We start from the raw sequence: 18,069 nt of genomic DNA, 5'->3' as shown, positions 1-18,069 counted from the left end.
GGAAACGTTGTTTCGCGGCTTGGTCATTTTGGATTTGAGGTCCTGAAACTTCAAAAAAGATTGGCCCATGTTCCTATGAAAGCCGCATTTTTGTATCGAATTACGGGTCGAAACTAAAATTTTGTAGTTTTATAAATCATTCGATCCAGTTAATTAACAGTAAAATGGCAGCGAGTTCACCGATCCCTAAACAAGAGATAATTGACCAACTGAATCGAATATTATTGTTTTCGGTGTTTAGCAATTCGATGATATTGTCAGGATTTCTCAGGTTTATAGTGGAGGAAACACTGGAAGGGAGAGCGAATTCACTGAAAGAATATACGATCGGAACGAACGTGCTGGCAAAAAAAGTCGGGTATGATCCTCAGGCAGATGCTTCGGTAAGAATCCATGCGGGAAGGCTTCGAAGGGCGCTGTTTGAATACTACAGCGGTCCTGGTCTTAGTGATCCTGTTCTCATTTCCGTTCCAAAAGGCGCCTACATACCAAGTTTTGAATTGATTTCTCCATCTATCAAATCGGCTTCGACACAGACTCAAAAATTCATTTTCAAACCGACTTTGGCTGTCCTTCCTTTTCACTGCTTGGGAGAAAATGACCTGCAAAATCTAGCGGATGGTCTTTGTGATCAGATATGTACCGAGTTCACAAATTTCAATGAACTCACGGTGGTGTCTTATTATTCCTCGCGAAAAATGGCTTCCCAGGGAATTGATTCGAAAGAAGCCGCGCTGCTGTTGGATGCAACCTACCTGATTACCGGAAGTATTCAATCAAACAAAAATCTGATTCGTATTCGTGTCCAACTTATTCAAAGTGGCACAGACCATCAGGTATGGGCCAGTTCCTATGAAAGGGAAAAATCGGAGATGGGCACTTTTACGATTCAGGATGATATTGTGAAGCATGTGATAAATCAGATTGGAGGCAGTCATGGAATTATTTTCCGGGAAGCAGCAAAGGCATCACCGATTAAGCATGCGCTCGATGTAAAGGTGTATGATGCAGTTTTTTGGTATTACTACCTACTCAACGATCTGAATGAAGAGACATTCAAAAAAGGGTTGGCGGTCATGCAAAATACCGTTCAGCTGGATCCCCAATATGCTTTAGGTTGGGCCATTCTTGGAGAGACCTATGTGGCAGGATTTTTTTACGGATATGAATGCGATGTCTTGGATCCTTTGGAAGAAGGCGTGAAATGCGGGCAAAGATCGCTTAGCATCGATCCGCGCTGCCAACATGCGTATCAAACACTTGGTCTTGCCTACCTTTTCCAGCATAGACAAAAAGACTGCATGACAATCATTGATCAATGGATAAGGTTAAAGTCGAAGGCTACCGGGATTGCGGGTGGATTGGGATTTTGTCTGATTTGCGCTGGCGAGTATGAGCGTGGGTATGGCTTGTTGAGTGAATCCATTCAGGTGAACCCATACTATCCGTGGTGGTTTAACGCTGGTCTAAGTATTTATCACTTTCAAAAGAATGAGTTTGAAGATGCCATATACTGGGCCGAGAAAATGCAAAGACAAAGCGTCATATGGGACTTGATTCTGAAAGCCGCCTCATACGCCGAAATCAAAAATCTTGGTACCGCAAAAATCCTTACCCAAGAGCTGATCCAACTTATTCCTGATTTTTGGGCCTTATCGAAGCATATTCTAGGATCCTTTCTGCAATCGGACGAAATGATCGATCGCTTGTCGGTAGCACTCAAGATGGCTGATCGATAACGTCAAACTTTGTAAAAAGTCCCAACCAATATCTCCGCTCCCATTCCACCGACCTGATGAATTCAGCAAATTCAGTTCAGGGTTTTTCCGCAGGGGTCAAATTCCTTATGCAGCCGGGCGAGAAAAAAGTCTGTTTTCTTGATTCAACGGGAGGTTAAGCGACGGTTATGTGCGACGGTTACCGATGTTAGCGGGTCGTTGTAAATTATTTTGCCTTTTTTATTTTCCATTTTTTCAGTCCTCCTACTAAATACAAAAGTCCAACGAAAATCGCTATTAGTGAGTAGGTGTTTTCTAATAATGGACTTGCTTTTTGCCAACCTATATCAAAAATAAGTTCACCTATTCCACGTAACAAATAGATCCCTCCAATACAAAATACTATTGGTTTTAATAATGGTAGTTTTTTATACCTGTTATCAGCCGAAAGACCATACAGGCCCATTATATAAAATAAAACTCCTACTACTATTGTAATAAAATAAGGATACAGAGGATGTATGTCTTGTTTAGCAAGAGCCATTCCCTCTGCTATACCAACAACTTCAAACATTTTTTCAGCCCAAAGCAATCCAACAATATGTAAGATTGCAAATAGAATATTCAGGTATCCGCCAAGTTTAAGCATAAGTCCAATTTATTTGTTCCTAGGTAAATAAGTCCATCAATATGCAATATCCATTGTGATAGTTTTAAATGATTTTTGGAAAACTGTTTTGAAATTGCAATTGTCAAAGTCCAATCTACTGCATTTCCTGAAAAATATATTTTCAATATTTGTAACAATATTTTTTCGTTATCAAAGAATTCAGTAAAGTTAATAACTCCAGGTGCGATTGAAGCAAAAAGTAAGTCAAACGAAACCCAATGCCAACCACATCTTGGCATCTTCCATTTCTCTCTTTTTCGGAAAATTTTGTCATTCCATTCTACCGGATCGTTTACTTTCTATTTCTTGTCACCCACAGAAAGTGTGAAGAACAAATGCTAAAAGTGTCAAGAAGTTTACTATCAAAATTGCTGTGTTAATTTTTCTATTTTACTGTTTCTTTATGTTGTCTCTTTACAATGACCGCTAACTTGTATATACCCCTGACGACTTTCAAGCTTAGCATACCGCATCTAGGCTGCTAAGCCTGATTTCGTGCCTGTATTTATCAGGGTTTATTAAAACTATGGAATTATCACAAATCGTCAAAGGGCGACTTGATTTCTAGAAGTTTTGATACTAATAATTGGATGAAAATCTCCATCAAAAAATCCACCTTCCGCTCTCCGATTCTTGGTACATCGTACTTCGTATTTCTACCTCGTCATCCCCTCATTTCAAAAACTCCCTCAAATCCGCCGGAGAATAAAACACCGACTTCAGCGTCTTGCGGTCCTCGGTACGATAGACCAGATAGAGTTCTCCGGACTGCTCAAAGTGGCAGTCTACGCCTTGGCTTTGGTAATGCGCCACGGTGGCTTGGGCTTCCTCGATGGTTTTGCAGGCTTTGCTCATATTGGAGCGCTGCACCTCGTCAAACAATGCCTTGAACTTTTCCGCCAAGCCAAATTCCAATACCGCCCCCGACAACACGTACTGCAAGTCGCAGAGCGCGTCGGCAATTTCCACGATGTCCTTGTTGCGGATGCCCGCCTCCAGTTCCTTCAGTTCCTCAGCCAAGAGCGCCACACGCAGTTGGCAGCGTTTTTCGTCCGGTACCTGTGGAAAAGGCAAAATCGGGTGCTTGAAGGTCTCATGGAATGCAGCTACGGATGTGAGGCTCTTGGGGTCTTGCATGGCTTGTCTTATTTTCCCCTAAAAAAACAAAAACGGGACGAATCCGCCCCGTTTTTTCTGAAATTTCTATTCTATCCTCTCCGCCTTCCCTTGAGGGAAGGGAGACTCCAAAGCCTTAAAGTTCCTTCCTACTTGGTTCTTTGTACTTCGTACTTCGTACCTCCAACCCTCGTACTTCCTACTTGACCGCCATCTTATACCTCTCCGCCACCGCGTTCCAATCCACGAGATTCCAAAATGCCGTGATGTAGTCGGGCCTTCTGTTTTGGTATTTGAGGTAATAGGCATGTTCCCATACGTCCAAGCCCAATATCGGCGTGCCCTTCACATCGGCCACGTCCATCAGGGGATTGTCTTGGTTGGGTGTAGAGCTTACCACCAGCTTCTTGTTGGCATCGACTGAGAGCCAGGCCCATCCTGAGCCGAAGCGGGCCTTGGCTGCATCTTCAAACTTGGTCTTGAATGCCGCGAATGAACCGAAATCAGCAGCAATGGCCTTTGCCAAGTCCCCTGCGGGCTCGCCTCCACCTTTGGGCGACATGATTTTCCAAAACAACTCGTGGTTGTAATGGCCGCCCCCATTGTTCCGCATCTTGACGGAGTATTTGGAAATGTTCTTCATCACGTCCTCCAACGGCTTGCTGGTATCCACCTTTTCGTCGCGCGCTGCATCTTTCAGGTTGTTGGCGTAGGCTGCGGCATGCTTGGTATAGTGAATTTCCATGGTCATGGCATCTATATGCGGCTCAAGGGCATTGTAGGCATATGCCAAAGGCGTCTGCGCAAATCCCGTTTGGGCGAGGAACTTCGGACTTCTCCTTGGTTGATTGGCAAAAGCCGAAACCGATGGAAGTCCAATCAATCCCGCACCTATCCCCAAAGCCAAGGTAGCCTTGGCGCCTTGGTCCAAAAATTTCCTTCTATTCGGGTCAAAAGATTTCTTTTTCATGGGTTTGTAGTTCTTGTGTTTAAAATGGAAAGAGGCTCAAGTTAACCAAATCGTCCACATTATGAAACGGAAAGTCGGACAGAACGTCCTATTTCCTGACAACTTGGTTATGTTTGCAGAACAGTCAAATTGTTGGTTTGGTTTTTGAAAAAAGAAAAAACCTGCCGCAACAAGGTTTTCACATGGAAATTACTTTCTACAAATACCAAGGTACCGGAAATGATTTTGTCATGATCGACGATCGGTCCGAAGCCTTCCCCGAACGGGATCTTGCCTTGGTGCAGCGCCTCTGCGACCGGAGGTTTGGCATCGGCGCGGACGGGCTGATCCTGATCCGAAACAAGCAAGGCTACGACTTCGAGATGATATATTTCAATGCAGACGGCTCACAAAGCATGTGCGGCAATGGGGCGCGCTGTGCGGTTGCTTTCTCGAAGTTTCTTGGGATCATCGATCAGCGTACTTCCTTTTGGGCCATCGATGGCGCCCATGATGCACGCGTGGCCGGCGATTGGGTGGAATTGGGCATGCGGGACGTCCTTAGCCTCAGCAATGCTGGCGTAGATTTCTTTGTCAACACCGGCTCTCCGCACCATGTCCGCTACGTCGAGAATGTGGCGGATTATCCCGTGTTTGAAGAAGGAAGGAAGATCAGGTTTTCCAGTGAGTATGCCCCGGGCGGCACCAATGTCAATTTCATCACACCGCTTTCGGAAGACGAGCTATATGTCAGGACCTACGAACGGGGTGTGGAAAACGAGACACTTTCCTGTGGCACGGGCGTGACTGCTTGCGCCTTGGTCTATGGCTTCCAAAACCAACTCAATGAGGTCAACATCAAAACCCCCGGGGGAAATCTCCGTGTGAGATTTACAAAAGCGGCGGACGGGAGCTTCACTGATATCCTGCTGATCGGTCCTGCAGAGCAAGTGTTTGAGGGGAAAATCAGCGTGCAGTGATCAGTTGGCAGTACCGGTTAGCTGTGATCGGTTACATTCGATTGCATTCAGTATTTGGAACAGGTTTTCCAGTCAGGATTTGATAGACGGGAAGCCGGGATTCGATTCCTAATTATTCATAAAAAGGGCGTAATTTTAGGCCCGCATTAGCTAGACAGAAATTATGTTAGAATTTGTCGCCAAGGGATTGGCAAAAATATTCGGAACCAAGTCGGAAAGAGATGTCAAGGAATTCAGTCCAAAAGTAGCTTTGATCAATCAGGCTTTCGAGAAACTCAAAAGTCTGAATGACGAGCAACTAAGGGCAAAAACAGTCGAAATCAAGGCTATCATCGACGCGGACCTCAAGTCAATCGACGAGAAAATTGCAGGCATCCGCGCACAGATTGCTGCCCTTGCACCGGAGAAGGTCCATGAAAAGGATGCCCTTTTCACAGAAATAGACAAAACGGAAAAATCCAGAGACGAGGCTTTGGAACTCGCACTTGACAAAGTGATGGTGGATGCCTTTGCCATTGTCAAGGAAACGGCAAGGAGGTTCAAGGAAAACGGCAAATTGGTGGTCAAGGCAACCTTGCGTGACCGCGAACTCGCTGCCAAAAAACCAAATATCGAGATCCAGGGAGAAGATGCCATTTGGCACAACAAGTGGATCGCCGCCGGCAACGAAGTGGTTTGGGACATGGTCCACTACGACGTACAGCTCATCGGTGGTATGGTACTCCACAAGGGAAAAATCGCCGAGATGGCCACAGGTGAGGGTAAAACGCTCGTTTCCACCCTGCCAGCCTACCTCAATGCGCTTTCAGGCCGCGGTGTCCATATCGTCACCGTCAACGATTACCTCGCCAAAAGGGACTCCGAATGGAACGCCCCGCTTTTTGAGTTCCATGGCCTTACTGTCGACTGTATCGACAAGTACCCGCCAAACTCCGATCTCCGCAGGAAAGCTTATGCCTCCGATATCGTCTATGGTACCAACAACGAGTTTGGCTTCGATTACCTCCGGGACAATATGGCCCGTGACGCCAATGACCTTGTACAAGGTAAGCACCACTACGCGATGATTGACGAAGTGGACTCGGTTCTGATTGATGATGCGCGGACGCCTTTGATCATTTCCGGTCCGGTTCCCCGTGGCGACCAACACGAGTTTATGGATATGAAACCGAGGGTTTCGACCTTGGTTGACGAGCAGCGTAAGCTCGTACAGGGCTACCTCAACACCGCCAAGAAACTCATCCAGGAAGGCAATGAAAAAGAGGCAGGTTTGCCGCTTTTCCGTGCTTATCGCGGTATGCCGAAATACAAGCCATTGATCAAGTATCTCTCTGAACCGGGTATCAAGGTCATTCTTCAAAAAACAGAAAACTACTACCTCCAAGACAACAAGCGGATGATGCCTGAGGCTGACCAACCCTTGTTGTTTACCATTGACGAAAAAACCAATACCGTCGAGCTAACCGACAACGGCATCGAGGTCATCACCCAGAAAAACGAGAATCCCAACTTCTTCATCCTGCCGGATATCGGTACTGTGGTGGCTGAGTTGGAAAAAGATACCAGCATCGATGATACCGAAAAGCTGATCCGCAAGGAGGAAATCATCAAAGACTATGGAGTCAAGGCGCAGCGTATCCATACGGTCAACCAATTGCTGAAGGCTTATTGCATGTTTGAGAAGGACACCGAGTACATCATTGTGGATGGAAAAGTGAAAATCGTCGACGAACAGACAGGCCGCGTGATGGAGGGAAGAAGGTATTCCGATGGTCTCCACCAAGCGATCGAAGCGAAGGAAAACGTTAAAGTCGAAGACGCGACCCAGACCTATGCGACGATTACCTTACAGAACTACTTTAGAATGTACCACAAACTTGCCGGTATGACCGGTACCGCAGAGACCGAAGCGGGTGAGTTTTGGACGATTTACAAGTTGGACGTGGTGGTCATCCCAACCAATAGGCCAATCATCAGAAAGGACAAGGAAGACAAAGTCTACAAAACCGTCCGCGAGAAGTTCAACGCCGTCGCTGACGAAATCAAGGAACTGACGGATGCTGGCAGACCAGTACTAGTAGGTACGACTTCGGTTGAAATATCGGAAGTACTCAGCCGAATGCTAACGTTGAGGAAGATTCCGCATCAAGTATTGAACGCCAAGCAGCATGCCCGTGAAGCTGATATCGTAGCCGAAGCGGGTAAGGCAGGGACGGTCACCATCGCCACCAACATGGCTGGTCGTGGTACGGATATCAAGTTGACGCCCGAATCCAGAAAAGCAGGTGGATTGGCGATTATCGGTACGGAAAGACACGAATCCAGACGTGTGGACAGGCAGCTGAGAGGTCGTTCCGGTCGTCAAGGAGACGTAGGTTCCTCACAGTTCTTTGTTTCCTTGGAAGACAACCTGATGCGTTTGTTTGGCTCCGATAGGATAGCCAAGTTGATGGATAGGATGGGATTGGAAGAGGGCGAAGTGATCCAGCACTCCATGATTACCAAGTCCATCGAGCGGGCACAGAAAAAAGTCGAGGAAAACAACTTTGGTGTCCGGAAGCGTCTCTTGGAGTACGATGACGTGATGAACTCCCAAAGGGAAGTCGTGTACCGCCGTCGTAGAAATGCCCTCAAGGGTGAGCGACTCGAGCTCGACATCCTCAATGTCATGTACGATGTTGCCTTTGACCTGGTCACCATGGGCAAGTCCACCTTGGATGCCGACAACCTCAGGGTCAATATTTACAGTTCCTTGGGTATCGACCATCCATTCACGGAGGATGAATTGAAAACCAAAGAGGCCAACGTGCTGACGCAGCAGTTGTTTGACGCGGCCTATGCGCATTATACCAACAAGAACCAGCGAATCCTCCAAAAAGCGCTCCCTGTCCTCAGGGATGTGTATACCCAAAGAGGCGCTACGGTAAAAGAGATCATGGTACCCATTACCGATAATTTCAAGCAAATCGGCGTAGTCATCAACCTCGAATCCACCGTCCAAAACGAAGGCAGGGACTTGATCCGGGCGATTGAGAAGAATGTGACTTTGGCGATTATTGACCAGAACTGGAAGGAACACCTTCGCGATATGGACGACCTGAAGCAGTCGGTTCAAAATGCCGTCTATGAGCAGAAGGATCCGCTGTTGATCTACAAATTCGAAGCCTTCGAGATGTTTAAGCGCTTTGTAGGCAAGCTCAATGAGGACACGATTTCATTCATTTCCAAGGCAGATCTGCCTGCCCAAGATCCAAGCCAAGTAAAGGCAGCGCAGGCACCGAGAAGGGAAGAGCCCAAAATCCAGACTTCCAAGGAAGAAGTCCACAGCACTCTCAATCCAGGTGCAGCAAGGCAGGCGGCAGCCGCGGTCGCAAACAGGACTGCGCCTCCGCAAATCGTGGCACCAAGAAAATCTGAACGCTCATATGGACGCAACGACAAAGTGTCGGTACAATATCCGGATGGCAAGGTTCTCAAGGACGTGAAGTTTAAAAGCGTCGAGCAAGATGTAGCTGCCGGCAAATGCGTTGTCCTCGAACATTAACAAAAACATCATGAAAGGACCACTTCTTCTATCTTTCATAGCCGTAATTTTATTGGGTTCCTGCAGCCTGCTCAAAAAGCCCGCAGCAACCGCCAATGAGTTTGGTTCCTATTCGGAAAGTTTGGATGAAACGCGAATCACATTTCCTGATTTGGAAGAGCAGCTTGCCAAGGACGTGGAGGAAGAGGTGAAGCCGAGTGGTTCTTTGGCGGTGGACGAGGAATTGGGAATTGCTTTGGATCGCTTGAAGCAAACCAACGAAGCGGAAATGTATTGGAGCGGATTCACGGTTTTGGTATTCAGTGGAGTGGACAGGGATTTGGCATTCAAGACCAGAAACGAGCTTTTCACCTATTTCCCCGAATTCAAGACCGACATGCAATACCAACAGCCCCGCTACTTGATTAAAGTCGGGAAGTTTGCCAACCGGATCGAAGCCCTGTCATTTTACCACCAACTCAAACCCCAATTCCCTTCTGCCAGAATTATCCAGGATAGGTTTGTAAGAGAGGGATATGTTGTACCAGAAGTCAAGCCAATCGATGGTAATCAATAGAATCAAAACCATAGCCCAGCAAATCAAGCAGGAGACGATTGATGCGAGACGACACCTCCACGCCCACCCTGAGCTATCATTCCATGAATACCAGACGGTTGCTTTTGTAGAAAAGCAGCTTCGTGCCTTTGGCATCAACCATTTGGAAAAAAAGGCCGAAACCGGTTTGGTCGCTTTGGTCGAGGGAAAAAACCCCGGAAAAAAGACCGTCGCGCTTCGGGCCGACATGGACGCCCTTCCCATCATTGAACAAAACGAGGTTTCCTACAAATCCCAAAACCATGGGGTCATGCATGCCTGCGGGCATGATGTACACACCGCTTCCTTGCTGGGGGCGGCGAAAATTCTGCATGAGATCCGGGATGAATTTGAGGGAACCGTAAAACTCATTTTTCAACCCGGAGAGGAATTGATCCCGGGTGGTGCTTCGCTGATGATCAAAGACAAAGCCTTGGAAAACCCCAAACCCTCGGGAATAATCGGACAGCACGTCATGCCGATGATTCCTGTTGGCAAAGTCGGCTTTCGAAAGGGCATGTACATGGCAAGCGCCGATGAATTGTATATAACCGTAAAGGGAAAAGGTGGACACGGTGCGATGCCAGAGACTTTGGTCGATCCGGTATTGATCGCTTCACACATGATCGTCGCCCTGCAGCAAGTTGTCAGCAGAAATGCCTCCCCCAAGATCCCTTCTGTTTTGTCCTTTGGCCGCGTCGAAGCGCTCGGTGCTACCAATATCATTCCCAATGAGGTAAAAATCCAGGGAACCTTCCGTACCCTCAATGAAGACTGGCGGGCCAAAGCCCACCAACACATGCTGCAAATTGCCCATGGCATTGTGGAAGGCATGGGTGGACAGCTCGATTTCGAAATCCGAAAGGGCTATCCTTTTCTCAAAAATGCCGATGCCTTGACGGAAAAAGCCCAGCAGGCAGCGATCGATTATTTGGGAGAAGACAATGTTCTGGACCTGGACATCTGGATGGCCGCGGAGGATTTTGCCTACTATACCCAAGAAATTGACGGCTGCTTCTACCGCCTCGGCACACGGAACGAATCCAAAGGAATTACCTCCGGAGTACATACGCCGACTTTCGATATCGATGAGGAAGCCTTGGAAATCGGTTCGGGCTTGATGGCCTTCATTGCCGTAAATGAACTTAAAAATTGACTCATATCTCTTTCAATAAAAGATAGACAAGTAATGATCATTAAAACCAAACAAATCGGATTCACCCTGTTACTGGTGCTCGGCCTTCAGATCAATTCCTTTGCCTGGGGACCTATCGGACACTATGTGATCGGAAAATTGGCGGAATGGCAAATGAAACCAAAGACCGTGAAAAAAGTGGAGGCCATCCTGCAGCAGGAGTCCATTTCCGGTGTCGGGGTCTGGATGGACAATATCCGATCGGACAGGAAATATGACTATACCAATACTTGGCATTGGGTCACCACAGCCGACGGAAGCTACGATCCTGCATTGCAGGAACCGGCGGGAGATGCCTACACCGCTTTTCTTAAGATCAAAGAAACCCTCAAAAAAGGCGGCTTGAGCCCTGAGGAAGAAAGAGACCAACTCCGCATGCTGATCCATATCGTCGGTGATTTGCACCAGCCATTCCACGTAGGCAAGCCGGGAGACCGTGGCGGAAACGACGTCAAGGTGACGTTTTTCAACAAAGAGACCAACATCCACGCGATTTGGGATTCTGACCTGATCGAGGGCAAAAAGATGAGCTACACCGAAATCGCCACAGAACTCCACAAACGCATCACCCCGGCCAAAATCTCCCAATACCAATCTGCAGGTCCGCCGGAATGGCTGAAAGAAGCAGCCGCGATGAGACCTGACATGTATGACATTCCTGAAAATGGGCGGATTGGGTATGAGTACATCTATAAGCATTACCACCACGTAGAGGAGCGACTCACGGCGGCGGGCATTCGTCTGGCGCAAGTTTTGGAAGAAATATACGGTTAGAACCCCACACATATGCCTTGGACCAATTACCACCACCACTGCAAATACTGCGACGGCGTGGGGGAATTGGAGGAGCATGTCCAGGAAGCCATCAGGCAAAACATAGGGAGCCTGGGCTTCACTTCCCACAGTCCGGTGCCGTTTGATACGACGTGGTCGATGAAGGAAGCGGATTTTGATGCGTATCTCCGGGATTTGGAAGCGGTAAAGTCCAAGTATTCGGACCGCATCGAAATCTACAAGGGACTGGAAGTAGACTTTTTGGAAAAGTGGCCGCGGCAAATCAAATCATGGACAGATAGGGGCAAATTGGATTTTACGGTCGGTTCAGTCCATTTCGTCAAGGAGCTTGAAGACGGAAAACCTTGGGAAATTGACGGCACCCTCGAGCTGTTCCAAAAAGGCCTCAGGGAGATTTTTGAAGGCAATGTCCAAAAGGCAATCAGTTCTTATTTTGCCCTGACCTGCCAAATGCTGGAGAGAGACAAGCCCACCATCCTTGGGCATGTGGACAAAATCAAGATGCACAACAGCAAGTTTCCATTTTTTGATGAAGCTGATCGATGGTATCGCGACAGACTTACGGAAACGCTTCAGCTGGCGAAGAAATCCGAGGTCATCGTCGAAGTCAATACCCGGGGAATCTATAAAAAGCGCACTTCAGAGCCCTATCCCGGAATCATTGGCCTGAAAATCATGCGGGAATTGGATATCCCTGTTTGCCTCAATTCAGACGCCCACCACCCTTCGGAGATCACCAAGGAATTTGAACAGACCGTCAAGCTTCTATTGGAAATTGGATTCCGTGAACTCATGGTTCTGAAGCAAGGCCAATGGTGCTTTGTTCCGCTGAAAGGCCTTGTATCATAGGTTCTTCAAAAGGTTGCTAATTTTTAGCCAATAATTACAGGAGGTCTCGTTACACATGATTTTGTGTTGAAAATTCTTCATAAATTACAAGAATCAAAATACAACCAAACACGCTAAATATTTTTGATATGGAAGAAGCATCAGGTTACTTAAAGAAGTTTTTGGAATGGGCGGAAGTTTTCGGTCCAAAACTACTCGGAGCCATCATCGTCTTCGTAGTCGGTCTATACATCGTCAATTACCTCTCGGGAATGGTTTCAAAAGTCCTCAACAAGCGGGGAATTGACGTCTCATTACAATCATTTTTCAGCAGTCTTGTCGGTGTCGGTCTTAAGGTGCTTTTGCTGATTTCCGTGGCGGGAATGTTGGGCATTCAGACCACCTCCTTTATTGCAGTCATTGGTGCCTTGGGTTTGGCGGTTGGCCTGGCACTGCAGGGTTCCTTGGCAAATTTTGCTGGAGGTGTGCTGATTTTGGTCTTCAAGCCCTTTAAGGTCGGAGACTTGATTGAATCAAACGGGCAAACCGGCGTGGTCACCGAGATTCAGATTTTCAACACCGTGCTACTTACCGCCGAAAACAAAACCGTGATCTTGGCCAACGGTGCGGTTTCCAACAATACAATTGTCAACTTCACCCGTCACGGAAACCTTCGCGTGGACATCACCATGGCTGTGGCACCGGACGCCGACTTGACGGCAGCGAAATCAGTAGCATTGAAAGTCCTGGAGGACCACGAATTTGTCTTGAAGGATCCGGCACCGAGCGTCAATGTCTTGAAGATCGCGGACGGCATGGTAACCTTGGCAATCAGGCCCTACGCAAGCCCAGACCATTATTGGGACGTGTTTTTCTCCATACAGGAACGAGTCAGGGACGCCTTTGCCAACAACAAAATCGCCGGACCTGTACCGACGAGGGTCATCATCAATAAGACTTAGTAGCGTATTTCTTTTGTCCAAGCTTGTTTTAGTTTAAAAACAGGCTTGGATTGTTGCATTTTTTAATTTTCATCATGTAATTCACGAAAAAATAGGGATTTAAAAATCTGAAAATCACCCATTTCCCTCAGAGACGTATGCAAATCAGAAAAGGGCTTTTTTCGATTAGAATGGTCATGGCATATCTGTGCCTTCTTTTTCTACCCGTCTTCGCCTACAGCCAAACTGCCCCCGCAGGTATGGCTAAAATCAAGATGGGGCCTACTGAGGATTTTGAAATGTTCTACGCCCAGTTTTTCGCGGACAGTACTTTCCAAGCTTCTCGAATCTATTTTCCCCTCCAAGGTTCCTATATGAAGGGCACCGACGAATTCCGCTGGAAAGACGACGAATGGACCATGCTAAAAACGCCTAAGGACAGTCTCGACCTGTCCATATACAAATCAAAACGCAAGCAAAAATCCTACACCGTAGACGAGAAGGCCTGGTCCAAAAAGGAGGGCATGCTTTGGGACAGAAGATTCGCACTTCTGGGAAACCGATGGTTTTTGGTCTACGCTTTTGAGCGGCTTGAGTAGGGATTTGCTGTTATTTTTTCTTTGCCCTGAAGGTGCCGTTGGGTTGGACAAACATGGCTTCTTGCGGTGTTCCAGCCTCATTTACCACAAATTCTACTTTGAATCCTTCCAGGTTTTTGATCAGAAACTTGTTTTCTTCGACCGCTACGAGTTCATATTCGGGCTGTCCGGGCACGGTCAAGTATAGAATCGGATTTTCCCCCTTGAGGTAGAATTTGGCCACCATCCCAGCCAATTCATATTCCCCTGCCAGTTTTTCCAAATCCGCTTTCTCCATCGCCATCGCTTTTGGTGTCCGCTTGAATTCGATTGGATCCGTAGTGGGTTCGAATTTGACAATGAGGGACGCAATTTCCCCTTGGTCATTGGTTCGGAAGTTGAAGAAAAGAGGGATGGCTTGGGTCGTATCGGGCTTGCCATCCGCAAACTGGTAGGGCGCAAAGATATCGTAATGGTGATGCCTGAGCCATATTTTCCTCGTTTTCATCTGCGCAAAAAGCGAGTCGTTTTTGGTATAAACGTCCATCTTCCCATAGCCAGGGTTTTCATAATCACCCGTAAATTCCACCAATAGATGAGATGGTTTGGTGCCTTTCTTTTGGCTGGAGGTTTTGGTGGCCAAGGCTTCCTTTTCGGCCGCTTTTGCTTTGTCCGCCCGGTCTTTGTAGTATTTGTTCCAGTCGGTTTTCGACTCCTTCAGCATCCGGTCCGATATGATGTTACGGACAAGATTGGGAATGACGGATCCGTTTTGGTTGGCAAGGACCACGATTCCAAGGCTATCTGTTGGGAAGAAGCTCACGTTGGCCGAAAAGCCGTCGATATTGCCGCCATGGTCCACGCGATAGTGGCCCTTGTAGGAAGATACAAACCATCCATAGCCATAGTTGCCGAATTGGATATCGGGAAACTCAGCGTCAGGAATATCCGAATTGATGATCATTCGCGAGCCCATCGCCTCTTTGACGTAGGATTCAGGAAGGATTTGATTTCCTTGGAACTTACCTCCGTTGATCCACGTGATCGCCCAGTTTGACATTTCCGTCACGCTACTGTTGATACTTCCGGCAGGGCCCATCGCGGCGATATCGTAGTAGTCCATCTTCTTGATGATGCTGTCACTTAGGACTTGATAGCCAAATGCCGCGTCTTTTCCATTCTTCAGTCCATCAATGACCGTAGTGGATGTTGTCATATTCAAGGGTGTGAAAAAATGTTCCTTGATATTCTCGTCCCAAGATTTCCCGGTGATCTTCTCCGTAACCACTCCCTGTGCCAAAAACATGAAGTTGTTGTAGTACCACCTTTCCCGCACCTTGGCGAAAGGCTCTTGGTTTGCAATCCGCTGAATCAGGCTGTCCCTGGAATTGCTTGGAAACAGATACCAACTGAAATCATGCCTTGGAAGCCCCGTGCTATGGGTCATCAATTCCTTGATCGTGATGAGGTTGTTCATCTCATTTGTCTTGAACTTCAGTTCGGGAATATATTTTATTGGACTCTCTCCAAATTCAAGTTTCTTCTGTTCCCGCAGTATTCCCAACAGACCCGAAGTAAAGGCCTTGGAGCTTGACCCAATCGCAAAAAGCGTTTGTGGCGTGACTGGTAGCTTGTTTTCATAGTCACGATATCCAAAACCTTTGGCATAAACGATTTTGTCCTTTTCAACCACAGCCACAGCAAAGCCCGCAGCCTTCCAAGTATCGAGCAGCACCTGCAGTTCGGCATCCAAGCCCTTGAGGCGGGTATCTTCGGCGGGCTTGCGCTGGGCGAAGGCCGCTTGAAAAAATAACAAAGCAATGATGGTCAATATTCTAGCTTTCATTTTGTGTTGGGGTTTGAAAAGCATCAATTTACCTGCTTTTTGGCAAAAAATGATTGGAATCGAGTTTTTATCTCTAACAACTAACACTGCCATGCAGCCTAAGAGAGGCGAGTCCATGGTCTTGGAAAATGATGAACCTTAGGACCAAAAGATAGCTTATCCAATCTCCCCTTGTTAATTTGCCTTCTCAAATAGCAACGCGATTGTCCACCTTTTTCGATACTAGAATTGAATTTATCCGGGGCGTGGGGCCCCAAAAGGCTGCTTTGATCAACAAGGAGCTGAATATTTTTACCTATGGGGAAATGCTGCAACACTACCCCTTCCGCTATGAGGACCGCACCAAATTCTACAAAATCCGGGAAATCAACGAAGATCTGGAAAATGTCCAGCTCATCGCTAAGATCCGGAAAATCGAAACGATCGGGGATGGGAGGAGAAAGCGCCTCGTCGCCATTATCGAAGACGAGACGGGGGAAATGGAACTGACTTGGTTCCAAGGATTGCAGTGGGTGGTCAAAAAACTCATGCCGGGTGTGCCGATGGTCTTTTATGGGAAACCCAACAGATATGGCCGGAAAATGAGCATCGCCCATCCCGAGATGGAACCTCTGACTTCGCTACAGGAACAAAGAAGCTTCTTCCAGCCCGTATACAATACCACCGAAAAGCTGCGCGCCAAGTTTCTCGACTCACGGGGTATTTCCAAAATCATGGAAGTCCTGGTCCCCGCATCGTTGCCCCAAATCCAGGAAACGCTTCCCCCTGAAATCATCCGGCGGTTCAACCTGCAAGAAAAAAAGGCTGCGATCCAACAAATCCATTTCCCATCCGGATTGGAAGAGTTGAAAAGGGCCCGGTTCAGGCTGAAGTTTGAGGAGTTCTTTTTTCTCCAACTGCGTCTGCTAAAGCTGAAGCTTACACGCACCGAGAAGTCGCAGGGACAGGTTTTAGGACAAACGGAATTGGTAAATGTATTCTACAAAGAGCACCTTCCCTTCGAACTGACGGGTGCACAAAAGCGGGTGATTCGGGAAGCCTTTACGGATATGAAGTCCGGCAAACAGATGAACCGACTGATCCAGGGTGACGTGGGCAGCGGCAAGACGATGGTGGCGTTTATCTGTATGCTGATCGCGATCAGTTCTGGTGCACAAACCTGCCTGATGGCACCGACGGAGATTTTGGCCAACCAACACTTCGAAGGCCTAAAACCTTATGCCAAATTGATGGGTCTTCGCATCGCGCTCCTGACCGGATCTACCAAGAAGTCCGAGCGGAAAATCATCCATGAACTGCTGCTGCAGGGTGAATTGCCTATTTTGATCGGCACGCATGCGCTGTTGGAAGATATAGTCCAGTTCAAAAACCTCGGCCTGGCCATTGTCGATGAACAGCACCGATTTGGGGTAGCGCAGCGGGCAAAGCTTTGGGCGAAAAACGAGCGATTTTGGCCACATGTATTGGTAATGACGGCGACGCCGATTCCGCGAACCTTGGCCATGACGCTCTACGGGGATTTGGATATTTCGGTCATCGACGAGCTACCTGCGGGAAGGAAACCGATCGAGACCGTGCATCGGTATGACAAGGACCGCTTGAAGGTTTTTGGTTTTATGCGGCAGCAGATACTGGCGGGCAGGCAAGTCTACGTGGTCTATCCCCTCATCGAAGAGTCCGAGGTCATGGACCTCAAGAATCTCATGGATGGCTATGAGAGTATTTTTCGGGCTTTTCCGGAGTTTCCAGTCAGCATTGTCCATGGCAATATGAAGGCGGCGGATAAGGATTTCGAAATGCAGCGGTTTGTCAAGGGGGAAACCAAAATCATGGTCGCCACTACCGTGATTGAAGTTGGGGTCAACGTTCCCAACGCCTCCGTGATGATTGTAGAGAATGCCGAGCGTTTCGGCCTTTCCCAGCTCCACCAGTTGCGGGGCAGGGTAGGTCGGGGCGCAGACCAAAGTTATTGCATCCTCATGAGCAAGTACGAACTCTCCAAAGACAGCCGCCTGCGCTTAGACACGATGGTGCGTACCAACAACGGCTTCGAAATCGCGGATGTCGACCTGCGGCTTCGTGGCCCTGGTGACTTGATGGGTACGCAGCAAAGCGGATTGACGGATTTGTTGATTGCGGACTTGAGCAAGGATGCCACTATCCTGACCATGGCGCGGGATGCCGCGCAAAATCTCCTCCAGGAAGACCCGCTTTTTGAAAAACCGGAAAATGTGATGGTGCTCCGCCAAATCCAAGTGCAACGGAAACACGAAATGAACTGGAGTAGGATTTCTTAGGGTTTCAGGACAGATTGTAAAAGAAAATAGCCACCTAA

The 18,069-nt window shown here is 47.7% G+C and carries 14 protein-coding genes; 10 read left to right on the top strand and 4 right to left on the bottom strand.

What is annotated here, in order from left to right:
• Positions 1 to 164: 164 nt before the first annotated feature.
• Entirely contained in the window at positions 165 to 1,739 is a 1,575-nt protein-coding gene (locus C943_RS05200; protein ID WP_008624990.1) for a tetratricopeptide repeat protein, read from the top strand.
• A gap of 205 nt (positions 1,740 to 1,944) precedes the next feature.
• Here C943_RS05200 and C943_RS05195 read toward each other — a convergent pair whose 3' ends face one another.
• The 3 genes from C943_RS05195 to C943_RS05180 all read right to left on the bottom strand — a co-directional run bounded on the left by C943_RS05195 (position 1,945) and on the right by C943_RS05180 (position 4,474).
• Positions 1,945 to 2,367, bottom strand: a complete 423-nt coding sequence (locus C943_RS05195) for a hypothetical protein (RefSeq protein WP_040479086.1) — start codon at positions 2,365 to 2,367, stop codon at positions 1,945 to 1,947.
• A 693-nt stretch (positions 2,368 to 3,060) separates the two neighbouring features.
• The gene (locus C943_RS05185; protein ID WP_008624988.1) at positions 3,061 to 3,525 is read right to left on the bottom strand and encodes a pyrophosphohydrolase domain-containing protein; all 465 of its coding nucleotides are present in this window, start codon (positions 3,523 to 3,525) and stop codon (positions 3,061 to 3,063) included.
• 178 nt (positions 3,526 to 3,703) lie between these two features.
• The gene (locus C943_RS05180) at positions 3,704 to 4,474 is read right to left on the bottom strand and encodes a superoxide dismutase (RefSeq protein WP_008624984.1); all 771 of its coding nucleotides are present in this window, start codon (positions 4,472 to 4,474) and stop codon (positions 3,704 to 3,706) included.
• Positions 4,475 to 4,656: 182 nt separating this feature from the next.
• On the opposite strand from C943_RS05180, the gene dapF reads away from it, so the two are divergent.
• The 8 genes from dapF to C943_RS05140 all read left to right on the top strand — a co-directional run bounded on the left by dapF (position 4,657) and on the right by C943_RS05140 (position 13,909).
• Entirely contained in the window at positions 4,657 to 5,433 is a 777-nt protein-coding gene (gene dapF, locus C943_RS05175; protein ID WP_040479172.1) for a diaminopimelate epimerase, read from the top strand.
• 163 nt (positions 5,434 to 5,596) lie between these two features.
• The gene (secA, locus tag C943_RS05170; RefSeq protein WP_008624980.1) at positions 5,597 to 8,977 is read left to right on the top strand and encodes a preprotein translocase subunit SecA; all 3,381 of its coding nucleotides are present in this window, start codon (positions 5,597 to 5,599) and stop codon (positions 8,975 to 8,977) included.
• A gap of 10 nt (positions 8,978 to 8,987) precedes the next feature.
• Positions 8,988 to 9,533 carry a hypothetical protein gene (locus tag C943_RS05165; RefSeq protein ID WP_008624979.1) on the top strand — a complete coding sequence of 182 codons (546 nt, stop codon included), beginning with the start codon at positions 8,988 to 8,990 and terminating at the stop codon, positions 9,531 to 9,533.
• Complete coding sequence (locus tag C943_RS05160) at positions 9,520 to 10,707, top strand: M20 metallopeptidase family protein (RefSeq protein WP_008624978.1); 1,188 nt, start codon at positions 9,520 to 9,522, stop codon at positions 10,705 to 10,707. The genes C943_RS05165 and C943_RS05160 overlap by 14 nt, the downstream gene beginning before the upstream one ends.
• Positions 10,708 to 10,740: 33 nt before the next feature.
• On the top strand, positions 10,741 to 11,520 hold the full coding sequence (locus C943_RS05155; RefSeq protein ID WP_008624977.1) for a S1/P1 nuclease: 780 nt from the start codon (positions 10,741 to 10,743) through the stop codon (positions 11,518 to 11,520).
• Between the two features lie 12 nt (positions 11,521 to 11,532).
• Positions 11,533 to 12,390: a histidinol-phosphatase gene (locus tag C943_RS05150; RefSeq protein WP_008624976.1), complete on the top strand. Its 858-nt coding sequence runs from the start codon at positions 11,533 to 11,535 to the stop codon at positions 12,388 to 12,390.
• A gap of 128 nt (positions 12,391 to 12,518) precedes the next feature.
• Entirely contained in the window at positions 12,519 to 13,331 is an 813-nt protein-coding gene (locus C943_RS05145; protein ID WP_008624975.1) for a mechanosensitive ion channel family protein, read from the top strand.
• A 176-nt stretch (positions 13,332 to 13,507) separates the two neighbouring features.
• A complete protein-coding gene (locus C943_RS05140) occupies positions 13,508 to 13,909 on the top strand; it encodes a hypothetical protein (protein WP_157198435.1) in 402 nt (133 codons plus the stop codon).
• A 10-nt stretch (positions 13,910 to 13,919) separates the two neighbouring features.
• Here C943_RS05140 and C943_RS05135 read toward each other — a convergent pair whose 3' ends face one another.
• Positions 13,920 to 15,734, bottom strand: a complete 1,815-nt coding sequence (locus C943_RS05135; RefSeq protein WP_008624966.1) for a serine hydrolase — start codon at positions 15,732 to 15,734, stop codon at positions 13,920 to 13,922.
• Between the two features lie 203 nt (positions 15,735 to 15,937).
• Between C943_RS05135 and recG the strand changes: the two genes are divergently transcribed.
• Positions 15,938 to 18,031 carry an ATP-dependent DNA helicase RecG gene (recG, locus tag C943_RS05130; RefSeq protein WP_008624955.1) on the top strand — a complete coding sequence of 698 codons (2,094 nt, stop codon included), beginning with the start codon at positions 15,938 to 15,940 and terminating at the stop codon, positions 18,029 to 18,031.
• Positions 18,032 to 18,069 lie beyond the last annotated feature (38 nt).

The organism is Mariniradius saccharolyticus AK6 (genome assembly GCF_000330725.2).
GTDB lineage: Bacteria > Bacteroidota > Bacteroidia > Cytophagales > Cyclobacteriaceae > Mariniradius > Mariniradius saccharolyticus.
Note: the sequence above shows the minus strand (reverse complement) of the source record. Positions and strands in the feature narration are given on the sequence as shown.